Source organism: Luteibacter sp. OK325 (assembly GCF_003050935.1).
Lineage (GTDB): Bacteria > Pseudomonadota > Gammaproteobacteria > Xanthomonadales > Rhodanobacteraceae > Luteibacter.
Genome location: NZ_QAOX01000003.1, coordinates 226,306 through 245,470, shown reverse-complemented (window position 1 = coordinate 245,470; position 19,165 = coordinate 226,306). Strand labels below are relative to the sequence as shown.

Here is a 19,165-nt window from a genome sequence, read left to right as displayed (position 1 = left end):
CAAGGGGAAGCGTCATGTGTGGAATCGTCGCCGCTGTTGCGCAGCGTGATATCGCGCCCATCCTCATCGCCGGACTAAAGGCCCTCGAATACCGCGGGTATGACTCCGCCGGCATGGCCATCGCCGACGGCGGTGAAATTCGCCGCGTCCGCGCGAAAGGCAAGGTTCGCGAGATGGAAGCCCTCTACGACGCCGATCCGGTGCCGGGCAGCACGGGTATCGCGCACACGCGCTGGGCCACGCACGGCGTGCCTAGCGAAGTGAACGCGCACCCGCACGTGCAGGGCCGTATTGCCATCGTGCACAACGGCATCATCGAGAACTATGCCTCGCTCCGCGACTCGCTTCGGGCCAAGGGCCGTACCTTCCATTCGGAAACCGACACCGAGGTCATGGGTGCGGTGATCGACGAGCACGTGCAGGCCGGCAAATCGCTGCGCGAGGCCGTGACGGCCGCCGTACGGGAACTCGAAGGTGCTTACGCCATTGCGGTGATGAGTCTGGATGAGCCCGAGCGCATCGTCGGCGCCCGCCGTGGTTGCCCCCTGTTAGTCGGTATCGGCATCGGCGAGCACTTCCTCGGGTCCGATGCGCAGGCGCTCATCAAGGTCACCAACCGGATGATGTATCTCGAAGAGGACGATGTGGTCGAGATCACCCGCGAGACCGTCGAAGTGTTCGGCCTCGATGGCCAGCGTGTCGACCGCACCGCGCATGAGAGCGAGATCAGCGCAGATTCGGTTGAGCGTGGCGAGTATCGCCATTACATGCAGAAGGAAATCTTCGAGCAGCCGCGCGCCGTCGCCGACACGCTCGAAGGCCGCATCGGTCCGCATGGCATCCTGCCGAACATCTTCGGTATCGACGCCGACCCGATCCTCGAGAAGACCCGCGCCATCCACATCGTTGCCTGCGGCACCAGCTATCACGCCGGCATGGTGGCGAAGTACTGGATCGAGCAGTTCGCCCGCATCCCGGTCGTGGTCGAAGTGGCCAGCGAGTATCGCTATCGCGACGTCGTCGTTCCGGAGAACACGCTTTTCGTCGCCGTGTCGCAGTCAGGCGAAACCGCCGATACGCTGGCCGCCATGCGCGAATCGCGCCGCCGGGGTTACCTTGCCACGTTCGCTATCTGCAACGTGCCGGAATCATCGGTGGTCCGAGAATCCGACCTGCGCTTGATGACGCGCGCCGGCCCGGAAATCGGTGTCGCCTCGACCAAGGCATTCACCACCCAGCTCGCCGCGTTTGCCTTGCTGGCGCTGGACCTCGGGCGCCGTCGTGGTCTGGATGGCGCAAAGTACCTGGAGCACTGCAAGGAACTGCAGTCACTGCCGCGTTACATCGAGAACGCACTGAAGATCGAGCCGGAGATCCTCAGGATTGCCGACCACTTCATCAACAAGCAGCACGCACTGTTCCTCGGTCGCGGTGCGCAGTTTCCCGTGGCGCTGGAAGGCTCGCTCAAGCTTAAGGAAATCTCGTACATCCACGCCGAGGCTTACCCTGCGGGCGAGCTGAAGCACGGTCCGCTGGCGCTGGTCGACGAGAACATGCCGATCGTGGCCGTGGCGCCGAACGGCCCGCTGCTCGACAAACTGAAGTCGAACCTGCAGGAAGTGCGGGCTCGTGGCGGTGAGCTGATCGTCTTCGCGGACGAGCGTGCCGAGATGGATGAAAGCACCGAGCACGTAGCCATGGTTCGCGTCGATGGCGGTGGCGACCTGATCGCGCCGGCGGTGTTTACGATTCCGCTGCAGCTACTGGCTTATCACGTGGCGGTGCAGCGGGGGACGGATGTGGATCAGCCGCGGAACCTGGCCAAGTCGGTCACCGTGGAATAGCGGCTCCTCACGTGACCGACCAAGCCACCATCCACGCGCTGTCCGACGTTCAGTCGACGAACGTCGGCGCTCGCACGCGAGTCTGGCAGTTCGTCGTGATCCTGCCTCTGGCTGTGATTGGCGAAGACTGCAATATCTGTTCGCACTGTTTCATCGAGAACGACGTGGTGGTCGGCGATCGGGTTACGGTGAAAAGTGGGGTGCAGTTGTGGGACGGCGTCCGGCTCGAGGACGACGTTTTCGTCGGGCCGAACGTGACATTTACGAACGATCGAAAGCCCCGGTCCCGCGCCTACCGAGGCACCTTTCCGCAGACCCTCGTACTCCGGGGCGCGTCGATCGGTGGCGGGGCGACGATCCTGCCGGGGCTGCAGATTGGTGAGCGGGCGATGGTTGGCGCAGGCGCGGTGGTCACGAAGGACGTGCCGGCGCGGGCGATCGTCGTCGGATCGCCCGCGAAGGTGATCGGTTACGTAGACGACTAGTCGACCGCCTCGCCCGGGGCGGGGATGCCGAGATAGAACAATCGCTTCATTTCCCGACGCCCCCTCGTCACGGCATCCATGACCACGCCGCAGACCAGGGACAGCGCGGCAATGAGCGCCAACCCCGTCGAAAGCATTGCCGTCGGCAGTCTGGGAACCTCGTGCGTCGCCAGGTAGGTGCCGAGCAGCGGAATCGCAATGGCGACACCCGTGGTGAACGTGACCAGAGCTATGGTCCCGAAGAATTGCAGGGGGCGCTCCGCGACGAAGAGGCGGAGGATCATCCGGAGGATCCGGTAGCCGTCCTTGTACGTTGACAGCTTGCTCTCCGAACCCTCGGGCCGCGATGCATAGGGCGTGTCGACCTCGCTCCAGGCCATGCGCAATTCAAGCGCGTGTACTGTCAATTCGGTTTCAGTCTCGAAGCCGACGGAAAGTGCCGGGAACGACTTGACGTAGCGCCGGGTGAAGACACGGTAGCCCGAGAGCATGTCGGTGAACCGGCCGCCGAAGATAAGGGCCACGCACCCGGTGAGCATCCGATTGCCGAGGCGGTGGCCACTGCGATACGCACCCGTGACATTGTCGTCCTTGCGCACGCCGACCACCATATCGGCACCTTCCTGGAGGAGTCGCCCGATCATGACGGGCGCGCTTGATGCGTCATAGGTGGCATCACCATCCACGAGTACGTAGATGTCCGCGTCGATGTCCGCGAACATCCGCCTGACGACATTACCCTTGCCCCGGAGGCCCACCATGCGAACGGAGGCGCCCGCCGCCCGGGCGACCTCGACGGTCCGGTCGGTCGAGGCATTGTCGAAGACGTGGATACTGGCGTCGGGAAGGGCCGACCGAAAACCCTGGACGACCTGGGCGATAGCGAGCGCCTCGTTGAAGCAGGGAATGAGCACGGCGACCTTCTGATCGGGTAATGCGTCGTCGTTGGGCATGTGTCGGTCATCCTTGCTTCGTGAGTTCCCGCGGGTGCGCCCGGCGGATTCGTCTGGCGATTGTATAATCTTGCGGGCAAACGCCGCCGCTGGGTAGGCGGAATCGGGAGATCGGTTTGACTCATTGGAAAGAGGGGTGGCCTGCACGCGCTTCCTGGCTGATGCCGGTGTTCGCCTTCGTTAGCCTGGTGCTGCTGCACTCGGACCTCCCGGGCATCTACATGGACGGGGTCAATCCCGATTTCATGGCGGCGCAGTGGTTGCACCGTGGACATAACCCTGGCGCAGGCATTCCGTCGAAGATATTTCCGATTCTCGGCAGCTTCTACCATGGCTTGCAGAACGCTTACCTTGGCGTGCCGCTCTTTGCCATCGGAGGGTTCAGCGTCACCTCGTTGCGCCTGGAACAGGCGGTGTTCGGCGTCATCCTGCTCGTAGCCCTTTCCCACCTGGCGCGAAGGCTGACGGGCTCGCTCGGGTGGGCGCTCCTTGCCGCCATGGGCTTGGCCACGGAATTGGCATTTACCGCGTCATTCCGGACACAGTTCTACATTGTCGTGGGTGGGGCCGCCTGGCTGTTCGTCTCGATGCTTCTTGCGCTTCCCGCCGATGAGCAGTCTCGCATCGTCAGGCGGCGCGTCTTCTGGTCAGGCTTTTTCTTTGGGTTGGCAAGTTATGGCTACTTCGTGCTGGCCTTCTTCGCACCGGCGATGGTGTTGCTTGTGGCGATATCCACGCCTCGTCGGCAGTGGGGAAGCTGGATTATCGGCGCCGCTGTTGGTGTTTCGCCGTTCTTACTCGGCTTCTTATCCCTCCTCGCCAAAAAGCACGGGATCGAGCCGACGCTGGAGTTCGTGCGGGGGATGCTCGGCCAACTCAAGCCCTTCGACGCAGGTGACGTAACCGGCTCTCGCGCGCAGTATGTCTGGGAGCTCATCCGGCTCGCGACCAGCGATGCGGCGAACGAAGAAATGATCTTCGGTGAGCCGACGTCAGGTAAGTGGGTGCAGGCAAAGGCCTGGGTTCTTGTAGCGAGTGTCCTGTTCCTCCTTGTTTGTGCGGGCATAAACCTTGCGAGGAAGGACGAGCGCCTGGTTAAGGCGTTGCCTGTGCTGATGCCGCTCTCTTTCGTCGCCATAGCATCGCTGTTCGGGCATCGCCTCTGGGCGCACCACTTTAGTGTGCTGGTACCGTTTGTCTATCTTCTGTTGGCTCTAAGTCTGCACAGGCTGTCGGCAGCGTTTGATCTGTCCGGGCGGCGTGAGCAGGCCATCGTCGGGGTTCTGGTCGCGGCATTGGTTGCCGGCAATCTCGCCCAGCAGGCGAATTTTCACGAGAAGCTGGTAGCCACGGGTGGGCGAGGGCACAGTACCGACGTGCTGACGCAGCTCGGCGTCGAGGCGCGCCAAGCGCCTGAGAACGTGGCTTATGTCTTTCCAGAGTGGGGATTCTTCACGTCGTTCTGTTTCCTCACCGGTAATCGCGTACGTTACGTCATTGACGCCGAGCCGAAGACGATCGCTCGCCTCCAGCGCGAAGGAATTACCGAGATTCGACTGGTCTATTGGGACGCCGGCAGCGAGTCATCCTACGATCACGTGCTGCGGGACGCTGGCGCTATACCCACGGACCACAGGGCCTTCGTGTCGCGCGAGCAACGGGCGGTCTTCCACTGGATTCGAGCAACCCTGTCGCCGCCTCCATCGGCACCTTGAGCCGAAAGCCCGAGTGATCGAGAATGTTTCTTTCCCAGGGAACGCCGCAATGAAGTGTTTCAAAGCCTACGATATCCGTGGCCGCGTTCCCGATGAGCTCGACGAAGACGTTGCCTATCGACTCGGACGCGCCTTCGCGCGCACGGTGGGGGTGGGCGAAGTAGTGGTGGGCTACGACATCCGCCGCGACAGCCCTGCGTTCGCCAGGGCGATCGTTCAAGGCCTGAACGACGAAGGGCGCGATGCCATCGACATCGGTCTCTGCGGAACGGAAGAGGTCTATTTCCAGACCTTTCACCGCGGTGTGGCCGGCGGCATCATGGTGACCGCCAGCCATAACCCGATCGACTACAACGGTATGAAGCTGGTTCGCGAAGGCTCGCGTCCGATCAGTGGCGATACGGGGCTGCGCGATATCGAGCGCATGGTCGAAGACAACGCCTTCGGCGAATTCGCCGAGGTTCGCGGGCGCGTCGTTCACGACCACGACAAGTCGGCCTATGTTGCCCACCTCCTGAGCTATATCGACGTAAGGGCCCTTCGTCCGCTGAAGATCGTGGCCAATGCGGGTAACGGTGGTGCCGGTCGCGTGATCGACCTTCTCGAGGCCCACCTGCCGTTCGAATTCATTCGCGTGAACCATGAGCCCGATGGCAGCTTCCCGAACGGCATTCCCAATCCGCTCCTCCCGGAGAATCGCGACGCCACGGCTTCCGCCGTTATCGCGCATGGCGCCGACTTCGGCATTGCGTGGGACGGCGACTTCGACCGCTGCTTTCTCTTCGATGCCCACGGGCGGTTTATCGAAGGCTATTACATCGTCGGTCTGCTTGCGGCTCAGCTACTCGCGAAGCACCCGGCGGCGAAAATCATCCATGACCCGCGCCTGACGTGGAATACCATCGAGATGGTGAAGGCGGCGGGAGGCGTGCCGATCGAAAGCAAGACGGGGCATGCCTTCATCAAGGAGCGGATGCGTGCCGAGGATGCGGTGTACGGTGGAGAAATGAGCGCGCATCACTACTTCCGAGAATTCGCTTATTGCGACTCGGGGATGATTCCGTGGTTGCTCGTGGCCCAGCGGCTTTCAATGGCAGGGACAAGCCTGGCCGCCATGCTCGCCGAACGCATGGCCGCCTATCCGTGCAGTGGCGAGATCAACTTCGTCGTCGACGACGCAAGGGCGACAGTCGCCCGCGTGCTCGACTTCTATGCGAGAGACGAACCGCGCCTCGAGCGCGTCGACGGCGTGAGCGTTGAGTTTGCCCAGTGGCGTTTTAACCTCCGTTCGTCGAATACGGAGCCGTTGCTTCGTCTCAATGTCGAGTCGCGTGGCAATGCCGCGCTGATGGAGGCTAAGACGGCGGAACTTTCGGCACTTATCAACGGATGAAGCAGGGGCCGCAATGCGGCCCCTTTTTTTCACTTTTAACGCGGGAGCATCAGGTTCGTCCGTAGACGTCATCGAAGCGGACGATGTCGTCTTCACCGAGGTAGGCGCCGGACTGAACCTCGATCAGCTCCACCGGTACCTTGCCCGGATTGCGCAGGCGATGACGGCTACCCAGTGGCAGGTAGGTGCTCTGGTTCTCCGCGAGCAGGAACACCTTGTCGTCGCAGGTGACTTCGGCAACACCTTTCACCACGATCCAATGTTCGGCGCGGTGATGGTGCATTTGCAGGCTCAACGCAGCGCCAGGCTTCACCACGATGCGTTTCACCTGGAAGCGGTCGCCCGATTCAAGCGAATCGTAGCTTCCCCACGGTCGACGAACGACGCGATGCAGGTCGTGCTCGGTGCGGCCCGCCGCCTTTAGTTGATCGACGATTTTCTTCACGTCCTGCGACGAGTCGCGGCGGGCAACAAGCGTTGCATCCGGCGTCGTCACGACGACGACATCGTCGAGGCCTATCGTGGCCACCAGGTGGCGGTCGTGGGAGCGGACGAGGGAGCCCTTCGTGTCCAGCGCGATGACGTCGCCCTCGAAGTGGTTGCCGTCCGCATCCTTGTCGGCGGCCATCCAGAGCGCATCCCAGGAGCCAATATCGCTCCAGCCGCAGCCGACCGGTACCACGGCGGCACGAGCCGTCTTTTCCATCACCGCATAGTCGATGGAATCGTTGGGCGCCGCAGTGAAGGCCTCGGTATCCAGACGAATGAAGTCGAGATCGGTGTTGGCCTTCTCGAATGCTGTCCTCGCGGCCTCGAGCATGGCGGGCGCCTGCTGCTGCAGCTCCTCGAGGTATCGCGAGGCACGGAACAGGAACATGCCCGAATTCCAGTCGTAATCCCCACTCGCCAGGTACTGCTCGGCGACCTCCAGCCGGGGCTTCTCGACGAACTGCTCGACGCGGAAGGTATCGCCTTCAAGCGCCGATCCGCGCCGGATGTAACCGAATCCGGTCTCTGCGCGGTCCGGCCGGATGCCGAAGGTCACCAGCCATCCCTGCTCGGCAAGCAGCCGCGCACGAGCGACCGAGTCGGTGAAGGCTTCGGCATCGCCGATGAGATGGTCGGCGGGAAGGACGAGGATCAGGGCATCCGCGTCGCGCTTGAGTGCTTGCAGCGCGCCCACGGCGATGGCCGGCGCGGTGTTGCGGGCTACGGGCTCGAGCAGGATGCTGGCGCCGGAAATCCCTAGTTCCTGCAGCTGCTCGGCAGCCAGGAAACGGTGGTCGTCACTGGCGACCACGACGGGCGGCGCGGCATCGGGAAGCGCTGCCGCGCGACGCAGGGTCTGCTGGAAAAGGGTCTCGCTCCCGGCCAGGGAGAGGAACTGCTTTGGCAGGTTGCGGCGCGAGATCGGCCACAGGCGCGTGCCACTACCGCCGCTGAGGATAAGGGGAATCAGCATGACAGCCTCACTGCGTGGAGAGTTGACCCAGTGTCGCGCGGAGTCCGTCGCGCCAATCGGCCAGCGGGTATCCGAAAGTAGTGGCGAAGCTCGTCGTGTCCAGTACGGAGTACGCCGGCCTTTTTGCGGGCGTCGGGAATTCGCTGCTGGCGATAGGGTGGACCGTTGGTCGCCTGGCAATAAGACCGGCGCCGGCCGCTTCGTCGAAGATGGCCTGGGCGAAGCCATGCCATGTCGTCTCACCCGATGCGGTGAGGTGGAACGTACCCGTCAGCTTGCCGCGATCCGCGCCAGCCGCCAGGTAACGGTCGATGGCCGCCAGCGTTCCCTCCACGATCAAGCTCGTGGTCGTGGGGGTTCCACGCTGGTCGGCCACGACGCGGAGCTCGTCGCGGTCCGCGCCGAGCCGCAGCATCGTCTTGAGAAAGTTGTGCCCAACTGCGGAGTAGACCCAGGCGGTGCGCAGAATCAGGTGCGGCGCACCGCTATCGCGCAAGCCGTCTTCGCCGGCGAGCTTGCTTTGGCCATACATGCCCTGCGGGCCGGTGAGGGCGTCGGGGGCATAGGGTACCGAGGCGTCACCCGGGAACACGTAGTCTGTTGAGAAGTGAACGACCAGCGCGCCATGACGAGCCGCCCAGCGACCGATGGTCCCGGGCGCCTGTCCGTTGACGAGCATGGCGGTCGCCTCGTCATTCTCGGCCTTGTCCACGGCGGTGTAGGCGGCCGCGTTGACGACAATGTCCGGTTGCTCCGTATCGAGCAGGGCTTCCAGCTGCGCCAGGTCGGCGAGGTCGCCGGTGACAGCGTTGGCCGCCTTGACCGTGAGTTCGCCGTTGCGGGACGCCGCAGCCACGTCGCCTCGCGAGGCGAGACCACCGTGTATCAGGAAGGTCTGGCCGAGCTGTCCATTGGCCCCAAGCAACAGGATCTTCAAGCCCGGAACTCCGGCAGACGCTCCGGGGCGATATCCGCGAGCAACGGTGCCTTTTTGTCTTTGTCCGACAACAACGGCTCCGAGATGGGCCAGTCGATGCCAATGGCCGGGTCATCCCAACGGACGGCGCCGTCAGCCTTGGCGTCGTAAAGATCGGTGCACTGGTAGGAGAACGTGGCGTGCTCGGACACGACGCAGAAACCGTGGGCAAAGCCTTCCGGGATCCAGAAGTGACGATGGTTCTCAGCGGTCAGCATGACGCCGGCCCACTGGCCGAAGGTCGGCGAGCCACGGCGGATATCCACGGCGACGTCATATACCTCGCCCTCGAGCACGCTCACAAGCTTGCCCTGCGGGTGTGGCCACTGGTAATGCAAACCGCGCAGAACGCCACGCGCGGAGCGCGAAACGTTGGACTGCACGAAACGGCGGTCGATGCCGGCTTCGCGATACTTCGCGTCGTTGTAGCTCTCATAGAAGAAGCCGCGGGCATCGCCGAACACCTGCGGCTCTATGACGACACAACCGGGCAAAGCGGTTTCGTTGAACTTCATCCGACGTAGCCCTGCTTGATCAGGTTCTGCAGGTACTGGCCGTACCCGGTCTTGGCGAGCGGCTCGGCGAGCTTCAGCAACTGCTCGGCATCGATCCACTTGTTGACGTAGGCGATCTCTTCCGGGCAGCAGACCTTGAGGCCCTGGCGGTTTTCAATCGTCTGGATGTATTCGCCCGCTTCCATCAGCGACTCGTGCGTTCCCGTGTCCAACCAGGCGTAGCCGCGACCCAACTGCTCGAGGTGCAGCGACTGGTCGTCGAGATAGCAACGGTTGAGATCGGTGATTTCGAGTTCGCCGCGCGGCGACGGCTTCAGGTTGGCGGCGTAGTCCACGGCACGGTTGTCGTAGAAGTACAGGCCGGTCACCGCGTAGCTGGACTTCGGGATCGCCGGCTTCTCTTCAAGGCCGATGACCTTACCGTTGGCGTCGAATTCCGCGACGCCGTAGCGTTCCGGATCCTTGACGAAGTAGCCAAAGACGGTGGCGCCGCTGTCCCGCGCCGCTGCCCGCTTCATGCGCTCGGTCAGGCCGACACCATAGAAGATGTTGTCACCGAGCACGAGACAGCTGGGGTCCTTGCCGATGAAGTCCTTGCCGATGATGAAGGCTTGGGCAAGGCCATCGGGCGAGGGCTGGACGGCATAGGTGATGCTGATGCCCCACTGGCTGCCATCGCCGAGCAGGCGCTGGAACAGCTCCTGCTCATGCGGCGTATTGATGATCAGGATGTCGCGGATGCCCGCCAGCATCAGCGTCGCCAGCGGGTAATAGATCATCGGCTTGTCGTACACCGGCAGCAGCTGTTTGCTGACGGCCTTGGTGATCGGATAGAGGCGCGTGCCCGATCCGCCTGCGAGGATGATGCCCTTGGTCGTCATGCGCCGAGTCGCTCCATTTGGTAGCTGCCGTCGAGGATGCCCTGCACCCAGGCCCGGTTGTCGAGGTACCACTGCACCGTGGCGCGGATGCCCGACTCGAACGTGTGCGCCGGGGTCCAGCCCAGTTCGTCCTTCAGCTTGCTGGCGTCGATCGCGTAGCGGCGGTCGTGGCCGGGGCGATCGCGCACGAAGGTGATAAGGCTTTCGTGAGGCTTGCCGCCGGCCAGCGGAGCGACCTCGTCCAGGATCGCGCAGATGGTCTTCACGACGACGAGGTTGGCCCGCTCGGAGTTGCCGCCCACGTTATAGGTCTCTCCGATACGGCCCGCGTCGAGTACGCGGCGAATCGCGCTGCAGTGGTCTTCAACGTAGAGCCAGTCGCGAACGTTCATGCCGTCGCCGTAGACCGGCAGCGGCTCGCCGGCCAGCGCCTTCTGGATGACCAGCGGGATCAGTTTCTCGGGGAACTGGTAAGGGCCGTAGTTGTTCGAGCAATTGGTCGTCAGGACCGGCAGGCCGTAGGTATGGTGGAAGGCGCGGACCAGATGGTCGGACGCGGCCTTCGACGCGGAGTACGGCGAATTGGGGGCGTAGGGGGTGGTTTCGGTGAAGAAGCCTTCGGCACCCAGCGATCCGTACACCTCGTCCGTGGACACGTGAAGGAATCGGAACGCTTTTCCACCGGCGTCATCAAGCCCGCGCCAGTAGTCGCGGGTGGCCTCGAGCAGGCCAAGGGTGCCGACGACGTTGGTTTCGATGAACGCACCGGGGCCGTCGATCGAACGGTCGACGTGGCTTTCGGCGGCGAAGTTGACGACCGCGTCCGGCTGGTGAGTCGCGAGCAGGCGTGAGATTAGCTCGCGGTCGCCAATGTCGCCCTTGACGAAGAGGTGGGACGGATGATCCTTGATCGAATCCAAAGTCTGAACGTTGCCGGCGTAGGTCAGCTTGTCCAGGTTAATAACCTTCAGGCCATCGGCGACTGCCTGCAGGACAAAATTGGCGCCAATGAAGCCCGCGCCGCCGGTCACTAGTAAGGTTTTCATGTAGTTACGCGTAATCCGTTGATAGCCGGGCCGCTATTCTCGCATGGCTCGGACGGTAGGGGACCGGGGCTTCCGACGCGTTCAAAAACATGAATGGGCGCGTCCGGAGGCGAAGCGTACGGGTCCGGATTCCTTAATCTGGGTATCATACGCGGTCATCTGCGCCCGGCGCAGCCCGCCGCGCGGCGGCTCCAGAAGTCAGAGTCCATGGCCAAGAAATCCTTAAAATCACCCGTTCACGGGCTCGGCACCCGCGCCATCCATGCGGGACAGTCGCCGGATCCCTCCACCGGGGCGATCATGACCCCGATCTACGCGACCTCCACCTATGTGCAGCAGAGCCCAGGCGTACACAAGGGCTACGAGTACTCGCGTACGCAGAATCCCACACGAATGGCGTACGAACGCTGCGTCGCGGATCTGGAAGGTGGTGTCGCCGGTTTCGCGTTCGCCTCAGGCCTCGCGGCAGCGGCGACGGTGCTGGAATTGCTCGATTCCGGTAGCCACGTCATCGCCATGGACGACCTCTACGGCGGCAGCTACCGGCTATTCGACAAGGTCCGGCGTCGCTCCGCCGGACTGGACTTCAGTTTCATCGACCTGAACGACACGGCGGCGCTCGCCGCGGCGCTCCGTCCGGAAACGAAGATGATCTGGGCGGAAACCCCTACCAACCCCATGCTTAAGCTGGTGGACCTGGCAAAGCTCGCCAAGTTCGCCCGTAAACACGAACTGATCCTGGTGGTGGACAACACCTTCTGTTCACCCATGCTCCAGCGGCCTATCGAATACGGCGCGGACCTGGTCCTGCATTCAGCGACGAAGTACCTCAATGGTCACTCGGATATCGTTGGCGGCATCGTCGTCGCCGCCGACGATGAGCTGGCGCAGCAGATGGCGTTCCTGCAGAACTCGATCGGCGCCGTCGCCGGCCCGTTCGACGCTTTCCTGGCCATGCGTGGCCTGAAGACCCTGCATCTGCGTATGCGTGCGCATTGCGAGGGTGCACTCGAACTCGCGAAGTGGCTCGAAAAGCACCCGGCTATTGAGCGGGTTATCTATCCCGGCCTGAAATCTCATCCCCAGCATGCCCTGGCGCGCAGGCAGATGGATGGGTTCGGCGGGATTATCTCCGTCGAGGTAAAGGGCGGGCTCCGCAAGGCCCGGCGTGTACTAGAGCGGTGCGAACTGTTCGCCCTCGCTGAGTCACTGGGCGGCGTGGAGAGCCTGATCGAGCATCCGGCCATCATGACCCACGCCTCGATTCCTGCCGCCAATCGCAAGCGTCTTGGTATTTCCGACGGTCTCATACGTCTATCAGTAGGTGTCGAAGATATCGGCGACCTGCGCGCCGAACTCGCCGCCGCTCTGAGTTGACAAAGAAAGGGCGTCTGCGCCCTTTGGAGGAAACCCCTTGACCCAAATTGCTGACGCCAAGACCCGCTCCGACGGGCCATTCGGCGCGTTCTTCCGACATCGTTCGCTGACTGTCGAGCTGGCCCGGCGGGAAGTGCTCGGGCGCTATCGCGGTGCAAGCTTCGGGCTTCTCTGGTCGCTGATCAGTCCGTTCCTCATGCTCATCGTCTACACGGTGGCGTTCGGATACATCCTCAAGAGCCGTTGGCCGCATACGTCGGGCAGCACGACCGAGTTCGCCTTGATCCTTTTCCTGGGCCTCATCGTGCATGGCTTTTTCGCCGAGTGCCTCACGAGGGCGCCAACGTTGATCGTGGGCAATACGAACCTGGTCAAGCGGATCATCTTTCCGCTCGAGATCCTGCCGTGGCCGATGGTGCTTTCGGCGCTGTTCCATGTGTTTGCAAACTGCATCGTCTTCGCCATCCTCTTCCTGGCATTCAATCACTACCTGCCCTGGACGATCGTGTTCTTGCCACTGGTGATCCTGCCGCTGGTTATCCTGACCGTAGGCGTCGTCTGGTTCCTGGCCGCTCTCGGCGTTTACATGCGCGACATCAGCCAGATCACAGGTGTGCTTGCCACCGCCATGCTGTTTCTGTCCTCGGCCATCGTGCCCGTGGAGACGTTGCCGGAGCGGTACCAGTTCGTCTTCGCGCTCAATCCGCTGACATACATCATCAACCAGGCGCGAGCCGTCGCGATCTGGGGCAATCTGCCGAACTTCATCGGCCTGGGTCTGTACACGATCATTGCGCTTGCCGTTGCCCAGCTCGGTTTCATCTGGTTCAACAAGACGAAGCGGGGTTTTGCCGATGTCCTCTGAGAGCGCGCTCCAGCCCGTGCAGGCTGCCGACGCCGCTGACGCGGTTATCACCGTCTCCGGCGTGGGCAAGTGCTACCAGATATATGCCCGTCCCATCCATCGCCTCATGCAGGGGATCATGGGTACGCGCAAGCGTTACTTCCGCGAGTTCTGGGCATTGCGCGACGTGAACTTTTCGATCTCGCGCGGGCAGACGCTGGGTATCATCGGTCGCAACGGATCGGGCAAGTCGACCCTTCTGCAGATGATCGCCGGGACACTCTCCGCCACGGAAGGATCCGTTCAGGTGAACGGGCGCGTTGCTGCCCTGCTCGAACTGGGTAGCGGCTTCAACTCCGAGTTCACCGGACGCGAGAATGTCTACATGAACGCTTCGATCCTCGGCCTGAGCCGTGCGGAGATCGATGCGCGTTTCGATGACATCCTGGCGTTTGCGGATATCGGCGAGTTCATCGAGCAGCCGGTCAAAAATTATTCAAGCGGCATGGTCATGCGCCTGGCCTTCGCGGTCATGGTGCACGTTGATGCGGATATCCTCATCATCGACGAGGCGCTGGCCGTTGGCGATGCGTTCTTCACCCAAAAGTGCATGCGCTACCTGCGTGAATTCAAGGAGCGGGGCACGCTGTTGTTTGTCAGTCATGACGGTGGCGCGGTCACGGGCCTGTGCGACAAGGCGATCTGGCTGGATCAGGGTCACGTCAAGGCGAGCGGTGACGCTAAGGATGTCATGAGCGCCTACGTCGAGGAGTTCCTGGCGAAACGAAGCGTGGATCCGGTGCGGACCGAAGCCGCGCTGCGCGCTCACACGCGCCACGATCCCCGTCGGGAACTGATCGACAGGTCGACATTGCGCAACGATATCCAGGTGTTTCCGTTCGACCCCGATTCGCCTGGCGCCGGTACGCTCCACGCCCGCGTCGCCGACGTCGCGATGTTGAACGCCGAAGGCGATCCGATCGCCTGGATCATCGGCGGAGAGTGCGTGATCCTTGAGATCGCCGTCGTCAGCGACATCGATCTCGACAGCGTCATTGTCGGCTTCTACGTGAAGGATCGCCTCGGACAGTACCTGTTCGGCGACAACACCTACCTTACATATCACGACGCAGCCTTCAGCATGAAGGCCGGCGAAACCGTACGCGCCCGGTTCAAGTTCGACATGCCGCGCCTGCAGCACGGCGAATACTTCGTAACCGCCGGTATCGCAGAAGGTACGCAGGACCAGCACGAACTGCAGAACTGGTTGCATGAAGCGCTGATGTTCAAGTCGCAGGCGTCGAGCTCCCCTGTGGGAATCATCGGCCTGCCGATGCTTGATATCGAACTCATCAAGGACTAACCGACGATGTCGGATTTTCGTTTAGAAGACCATCCGGTCGTATTCCTGAAGCCGCGTCTTTCCTACCCGTATGCGTGGGTCGGACATATCCCGTTTGCCTACCTGCTGATCGATCTGTTGCGACCGCGGCAGTTGGTCGAACTGGGCACGGATTCCGGTAATTCATACCTGGCCTTTTGCCAGGCCGTACAGATCCTGGGCAGCGACACGCGTTGTACCGCCATCGATTCGTGGCAGGGCGACCCGCATGCCCGTCGCTATGGCGAGGGCGTGTACGAAACGCTCAAGCGGTACCACGATCCGCGTTACGCGGCGTTCTCCCGTATGCATCGCAGTTTTTTTATCGATGCGCTCGGCGAGTTCGAAGATGGAAGCATCGACCTGCTGCATATCGATGGACTGCATACCTACGAAGCGGTCAGCGAAGACTTCAATACCTGGCTGCCTAAATTGAGCGACCGGGCCGTCGTGATTTTTCACGACAGCCAGGTCCGCGACCGGGGCTTCGGCGTCGCTCGTTTCCTCGACGAGATTCGCGGTCGCTACCGCATCGCCGAGTTCGAGCACAGCAACGGCCTGGGTATCGCGCTGGTCGGCGCCAACGTCCCGGAAGCGTTCGTCGCCTTCATGGATGCCTTCGAGCAGCGTCCTGAGGCTCTGCGCCGCTTCTTCAACGAGCTCGGCGATTCGCTCGTGGACGACGGCGGTCGGCCCGGTGGCGCGCGTGCCGAGCAGGTCACCCCCGATGTCACCTGCCGTGTCTTTTATCGAGACGGCAACCAGGATTACGACGAATCCCGGGTGGTCATGGCCGAATTCGCTGCGCCCGAAGGGCCGCTGGCGCTGGATTTTGCTTTTCCCGAGGGCGTCCGTCCCGAGTTCATCCGTATCGATCCCGCCGATCACGCGGGCGTCTTCCGGCTGTCCGGCATGGCTTTCTCCGTGGCTGGGACGTCCTCGTCGATCGACGATCCCGCCGCTCGCGTCGGCCATGTCAGCGGCGACCTCCTGCCGGACGTTCCGCGTGGTGAAATACGGCTGGTGGCGTTCACCGAGGATCCGCACGTTGAGTTCTCCGTGCGCGATGTCGTGCAGCGGCTGCCGGAAGACGGCGACCTGCAGTTGGCGGTCACGATCGGTTTCGACGTGGTGCTCAACGAGCCATCGCTGTGGTCCCTGGCGCGTGCCCAGGAGCAGGCGCTGCAGACCCTCAAGCAGACGATTTACGCGGCCGCTCCTGTCGTGCAGGCGGGCGCCGCGCTTGGCGATATCGCAACCGCGGTGAGTGCTCTCCACGTGGCGGGCATGGTGATGATTCCCGGGACCGGCCCCAGCTTGTATACCCGCGGCCTGAACGAGGGCTTCGGACCGGAGCGTCGCGTCCGGGGGCACCTCACGGGGCTGGAAGATGTTGCCGTCGTGCGGTTCGACATCGCCGCCGGCGAGCAGCCGGCGTTCGTTCGCGTGGATATTCCCGCTTTGCCGGGGGCCTATCGTCTGTCGAATCTGGTTGTCGACGGAGTCGCCGTGCCAGATCTGCGCCGCCGTGTGGTTGCCGCCCATGGGCAGATCATCGGTGCCGAGGAGCCGGGAGCCGTCACAGTGGCCTCGCCGGATTCGCCCCCGTATATCGAGCTGGATGTCAGTGACCTGACCATCGCGCGGTCGATTGGCATCTCCGCGGGGCGCGATCTTAGACCATCCTGGTCCGGCCTCTCGGCCGTGGCCGATCTCGGCGTCGGTCCGTCCGGTGGCGTGCCGCAGTCGCTCGCCGCCGTTGAGGCGGCCGCTGCTGAGCAGGCCGAAACCCTTAACCTCAAACTCGATCGCATGCTCCACGGCATGCAGCTGCTGAACGAGCAGAATGCCGTGCTGCGCGGCGATGTCGAGGCGGGGCGCCAGGAACTTGCGGCCCTCACGCGATTTGAGCAAAGTCGTGGCATTCTTCGACGTATCTTGCGACGGGCACGTAGGAAAAGTTGATGAGCCGAATTTCGATGTCTCTCGCTGGGTCGCCAGGTATCCTGGTTGACTACCAGCCGATCCATCAACTCACGCGCTGTGAGACCAGTGGGTTGTTCCGGGCGACTGGAGAAGACCCGCAGGTGCTTTTGCACCTGCCGGACGGGACATTGGGGCCAGGCTTTCATCGTATTTCGGTCGAGCTGTCGCCGGTGGATGGCTCGCTGGGTAAGCCCTTACTGTATGTGCACAACGAGCCCTTCCTGTTGCGCCCGCGCATGTACGGCACCGAATGGACGGCCATTGTGTTGGCGCCGGCCACGGGTACCACCCATGTTCGCCTCGATCCGTCGGATCGGGAAGCGACCTTTATGCTCGGTGATATTCTGATCGAGAGCCTGACCGAGCAGGACGCCATCCACGAACTCACCGAAGAGCTCCGTCGAAGACCTCCGGTCGGCTTTGTGTTCGGCTCAACGGTGTTGGGCGACCAGGCGGACGCGCTCTACAAGCGCTACGTGGCGGGTAATGCCGTGGCGTTGGGCGGCGGCAGCGAGCAGCCTGCCGGCACCTATCAGGAGTGGGTGGCACAGTTCGACACCCCGGACGCGAACACGGTCAGCCGTTGGCGCCAGGAAGTCCTGGGCTGGTCGCGGCGTCCCTTCATTTCGATCCTCGTCCCGGTTTACAACACCGCAGAGCAGTGGCTCCGGGCCTGCCTTGACTCGGTCAGGGCCCAGGCGTACCCGGACTGGGAGCTGTGCATCGTCGATGACGCATCTCCGGAGCCCCACGTGCGGCGGGTGCTGGAAGAATACGCGGCGGGCGACAGCCGGATCAGGCTCTGCTTCCGCGACGAGAACGGGCACATTTCCCGGTCGTCGAATTCGGCGCTGGCGATGGCGAGAGGCGATTTCGTCGCGCTGCTCGATCATGACGACGCCCTTCCTCCCCATGCTTTGCTCGAAGTCGCCCGGGTCCTTGCTGCGCGCCCCGATGTCGGCATCGTTTATTCGGACGAGGACAAGATCGACGAGGCGGGGGTGCGCTTCGATCCGTACTTCAAGCCTGCCTGGAATCCCGACCTCTTCCTCTCTCAGAATTACGTGAGCCATTTCGGCGCCTACCGGACGTCCCTGGTTCGCGAGGTGGGCGGCTTCCGCATCGGCTATGAAGGAAGCCAGGACTACGATCTTGCACTTCGTTGCATTGAGCGTCTGAGTGACCAGCAGATCGTCCATGTTCCGCAGGTGCTCTATCACTGGCGAGCCATCGCCGGCTCGACGGCACTCGCCCTCGGCGAAAAGAACTATGCCGTGGACGCTGGGCAGCGCGCACTGACTGACCACCTTCAGCGCAAGGGTGTCGAGGCGGTTGTGACGCCCTCGCCCGGTGGTTACCGCATCCGCCGCGCACTGCCTGCGAAGCTGCCCACCGTCGAACTGATCATTCCTACCCGGGACCGCGTCGACCTGGTTCGTATGTGCGTCGAAAGCATCCTGGCGAAGACGGCCTATGCGGCCTACTCCATCATCATCGTGGATAACGGCTCGGTCGAGCAGGAGACGCTGGAGTACTTCGCACACGTGAGCGAGGACCCTCGAGTCCGCGTAATACGGGACGACAGTCCGTTCAATTATTCAAGGCTGAACAACCGGGCCGTGCGCGAGAGCGCGGCAGACATCGTCGGGTTGATCAATAACGACATCGAAGTGATTTCCGCGGACTGGCTCGACGAGATGGTGAGTCAGGCCGTGCGCCCGGAAGTCGGTGTGGTCGGGGCGATGTTGTACTACCCGAACGACACGATCCAGCATGCGGGCGTTATCCTCGGCATGCATGGCGTTGCCGGGCACGTGTACAGCGGTGCGGAACGCGGCCATAACGGCCAGATGGGACGCGCGCGCCTTGTTCAGAATCTTACTGCGGTCACCGCGGCGTGCCTGCTGATCCGTCGTGACGTGTGGGACGACGTCCAGGGTCTGGACGAGACACTCACCGTGGCGTTCAACGATATCGACCTGTGCCTGCGCGTTATTCGCGCCGGGTACGTCAATGTCTGGACGCCCTTTGCCGAGCTCTACCACCACGAGTCGGCCTCCCGGGGGAACGAAAACACGCCTGAGAAGAAGGTGCGCTTCCTGGGTGAGATCGCGACCATGGATCAGCGCTGGTCCTCGTGGTATGTCGCGGACCCCGCACATAACCCCAATCTTTCGCTGTACGCATTCGCAATGGTGCCGTCGTTTCCGCCCAGGCCCGGCATCGCGCGGCTCGGAGGCCGTCAAGGCGTCCCGCAGTCGTCCGTGGCCTAGCGCCTCAGGCGCCGCCCCGACATCCTTCCGCAGG

The 19,165-nt window shown here is 62.8% G+C and carries 14 protein-coding genes and 1 pseudogene; 9 read left to right on the top strand and 6 right to left on the bottom strand.

Going from position 1 to position 19,165, the window contains the following annotated elements; genetic code table 11:
* The first annotated feature begins 14 nt into the window (after nucleotides 1-14).
* Together glmS and C8J98_RS08835 are read left to right on the top strand one after the other, a co-directional pair.
* Complete coding sequence (gene glmS, locus C8J98_RS08840) at nucleotides 15-1,844, top strand: glutamine--fructose-6-phosphate transaminase (isomerizing) (protein WP_107912826.1); 1,830 nt, start codon at nucleotides 15-17, stop codon at nucleotides 1,842-1,844.
* A 29-nt stretch (nucleotides 1,845-1,873) separates the two neighbouring features.
* Nucleotides 1,874-2,326, top strand: a pseudogene (locus tag C8J98_RS08835) (acyltransferase); the annotation flags it as partial.
* Here C8J98_RS08835 and C8J98_RS08830 read toward each other — a convergent pair.
* Nucleotides 2,326-3,282 carry a glycosyltransferase family 2 protein gene (locus tag C8J98_RS08830; RefSeq protein ID WP_107912824.1) on the bottom strand — a complete coding sequence of 319 codons (957 nt, stop codon included), beginning with the start codon at nucleotides 3,280-3,282 and terminating at the stop codon, nucleotides 2,326-2,328. The pseudogene C8J98_RS08835 and the gene C8J98_RS08830 sit on opposite strands and share 1 nt — an antisense overlap.
* A gap of 116 nt (nucleotides 3,283-3,398) precedes the next feature.
* On the opposite strand from C8J98_RS08830, the gene C8J98_RS08825 reads away from it, so the two are divergent.
* On the top strand, nucleotides 3,399-4,997 hold the full coding sequence (locus C8J98_RS08825; RefSeq protein WP_146171604.1) for a glycosyltransferase family 39 protein: 1,599 nt from the start codon (nucleotides 3,399-3,401) through the stop codon (nucleotides 4,995-4,997).
* A gap of 49 nt (nucleotides 4,998-5,046) precedes the next feature.
* Nucleotides 5,047-6,390, top strand: coding sequence for a phosphomannomutase (locus C8J98_RS08820; protein WP_107912822.1), 1,344 nt, complete (start codon nucleotides 5,047-5,049; stop codon nucleotides 6,388-6,390).
* Nucleotides 6,391-6,439: 49 nt separating this feature from the next.
* On the opposite strand, the gene C8J98_RS08815 is transcribed toward C8J98_RS08820, so the two are convergent.
* From C8J98_RS08815 to rfbB, 5 genes are read right to left on the bottom strand one after another with little or no spacing between them, the layout of a single operon-like run.
* Complete coding sequence (locus C8J98_RS08815; RefSeq protein WP_107912821.1) at nucleotides 6,440-7,852, bottom strand: mannose-1-phosphate guanylyltransferase/mannose-6-phosphate isomerase; 1,413 nt, start codon at nucleotides 7,850-7,852, stop codon at nucleotides 6,440-6,442.
* Between the two features lie 7 nt (nucleotides 7,853-7,859).
* Nucleotides 7,860-8,789, bottom strand: coding sequence for a dTDP-4-dehydrorhamnose reductase (gene rfbD, locus C8J98_RS08810; protein ID WP_107912820.1), 930 nt, complete (start codon nucleotides 8,787-8,789; stop codon nucleotides 7,860-7,862).
* Nucleotides 8,786-9,343, bottom strand: coding sequence for a dTDP-4-dehydrorhamnose 3,5-epimerase (rfbC, locus tag C8J98_RS08805; protein ID WP_107912819.1), 558 nt, complete (start codon nucleotides 9,341-9,343; stop codon nucleotides 8,786-8,788). Before rfbC ends, rfbD begins: the two co-directional genes overlap by 4 nt.
* Nucleotides 9,340-10,224 carry a glucose-1-phosphate thymidylyltransferase RfbA gene (gene rfbA / locus C8J98_RS08800; protein WP_107912818.1) on the bottom strand — a complete coding sequence of 295 codons (885 nt, stop codon included), beginning with the start codon at nucleotides 10,222-10,224 and terminating at the stop codon, nucleotides 9,340-9,342. Before rfbA ends, rfbC begins: the two co-directional genes overlap by 4 nt.
* The gene (gene rfbB / locus C8J98_RS08795) at nucleotides 10,221-11,270 is read right to left on the bottom strand and encodes a dTDP-glucose 4,6-dehydratase (protein WP_107912817.1); all 1,050 of its coding nucleotides are present in this window, start codon (nucleotides 11,268-11,270) and stop codon (nucleotides 10,221-10,223) included. The genes rfbA and rfbB overlap by 4 nt, the downstream gene beginning before the upstream one ends.
* 207 nt (nucleotides 11,271-11,477) lie before the next feature.
* Between rfbB and C8J98_RS08790 the strand changes: the two genes are divergently transcribed.
* Genes C8J98_RS08790 through C8J98_RS08770 form a run of 5 tightly spaced genes read left to right on the top strand, consistent with a single transcriptional unit; the run spans nucleotide 11,478 to nucleotide 19,131 of the window.
* On the top strand, nucleotides 11,478-12,647 hold the full coding sequence (locus C8J98_RS08790) for a PLP-dependent aspartate aminotransferase family protein (RefSeq protein WP_107913058.1): 1,170 nt from the start codon (nucleotides 11,478-11,480) through the stop codon (nucleotides 12,645-12,647).
* A gap of 37 nt (nucleotides 12,648-12,684) precedes the next feature.
* Nucleotides 12,685-13,512 carry an ABC transporter permease gene (locus tag C8J98_RS08785; protein ID WP_107912816.1) on the top strand — a complete coding sequence of 276 codons (828 nt, stop codon included), beginning with the start codon at nucleotides 12,685-12,687 and terminating at the stop codon, nucleotides 13,510-13,512.
* The gene (locus C8J98_RS08780) at nucleotides 13,502-14,854 is read left to right on the top strand and encodes an ABC transporter ATP-binding protein (protein WP_107912815.1); all 1,353 of its coding nucleotides are present in this window, start codon (nucleotides 13,502-13,504) and stop codon (nucleotides 14,852-14,854) included. Before C8J98_RS08785 ends, C8J98_RS08780 begins: the two co-directional genes overlap by 11 nt.
* A gap of 6 nt (nucleotides 14,855-14,860) precedes the next feature.
* Nucleotides 14,861-16,837, top strand: a complete 1,977-nt coding sequence (locus C8J98_RS08775; protein WP_107912814.1) for a class I SAM-dependent methyltransferase — start codon at nucleotides 14,861-14,863, stop codon at nucleotides 16,835-16,837.
* Nucleotides 16,837-19,131, top strand: coding sequence for a glycosyltransferase family 2 protein (locus C8J98_RS08770; protein ID WP_107912813.1), 2,295 nt, complete (start codon nucleotides 16,837-16,839; stop codon nucleotides 19,129-19,131). Before C8J98_RS08775 ends, C8J98_RS08770 begins: the two co-directional genes overlap by 1 nt.
* The last annotated feature ends 34 nt before the right edge of the window (nucleotides 19,132-19,165 follow it).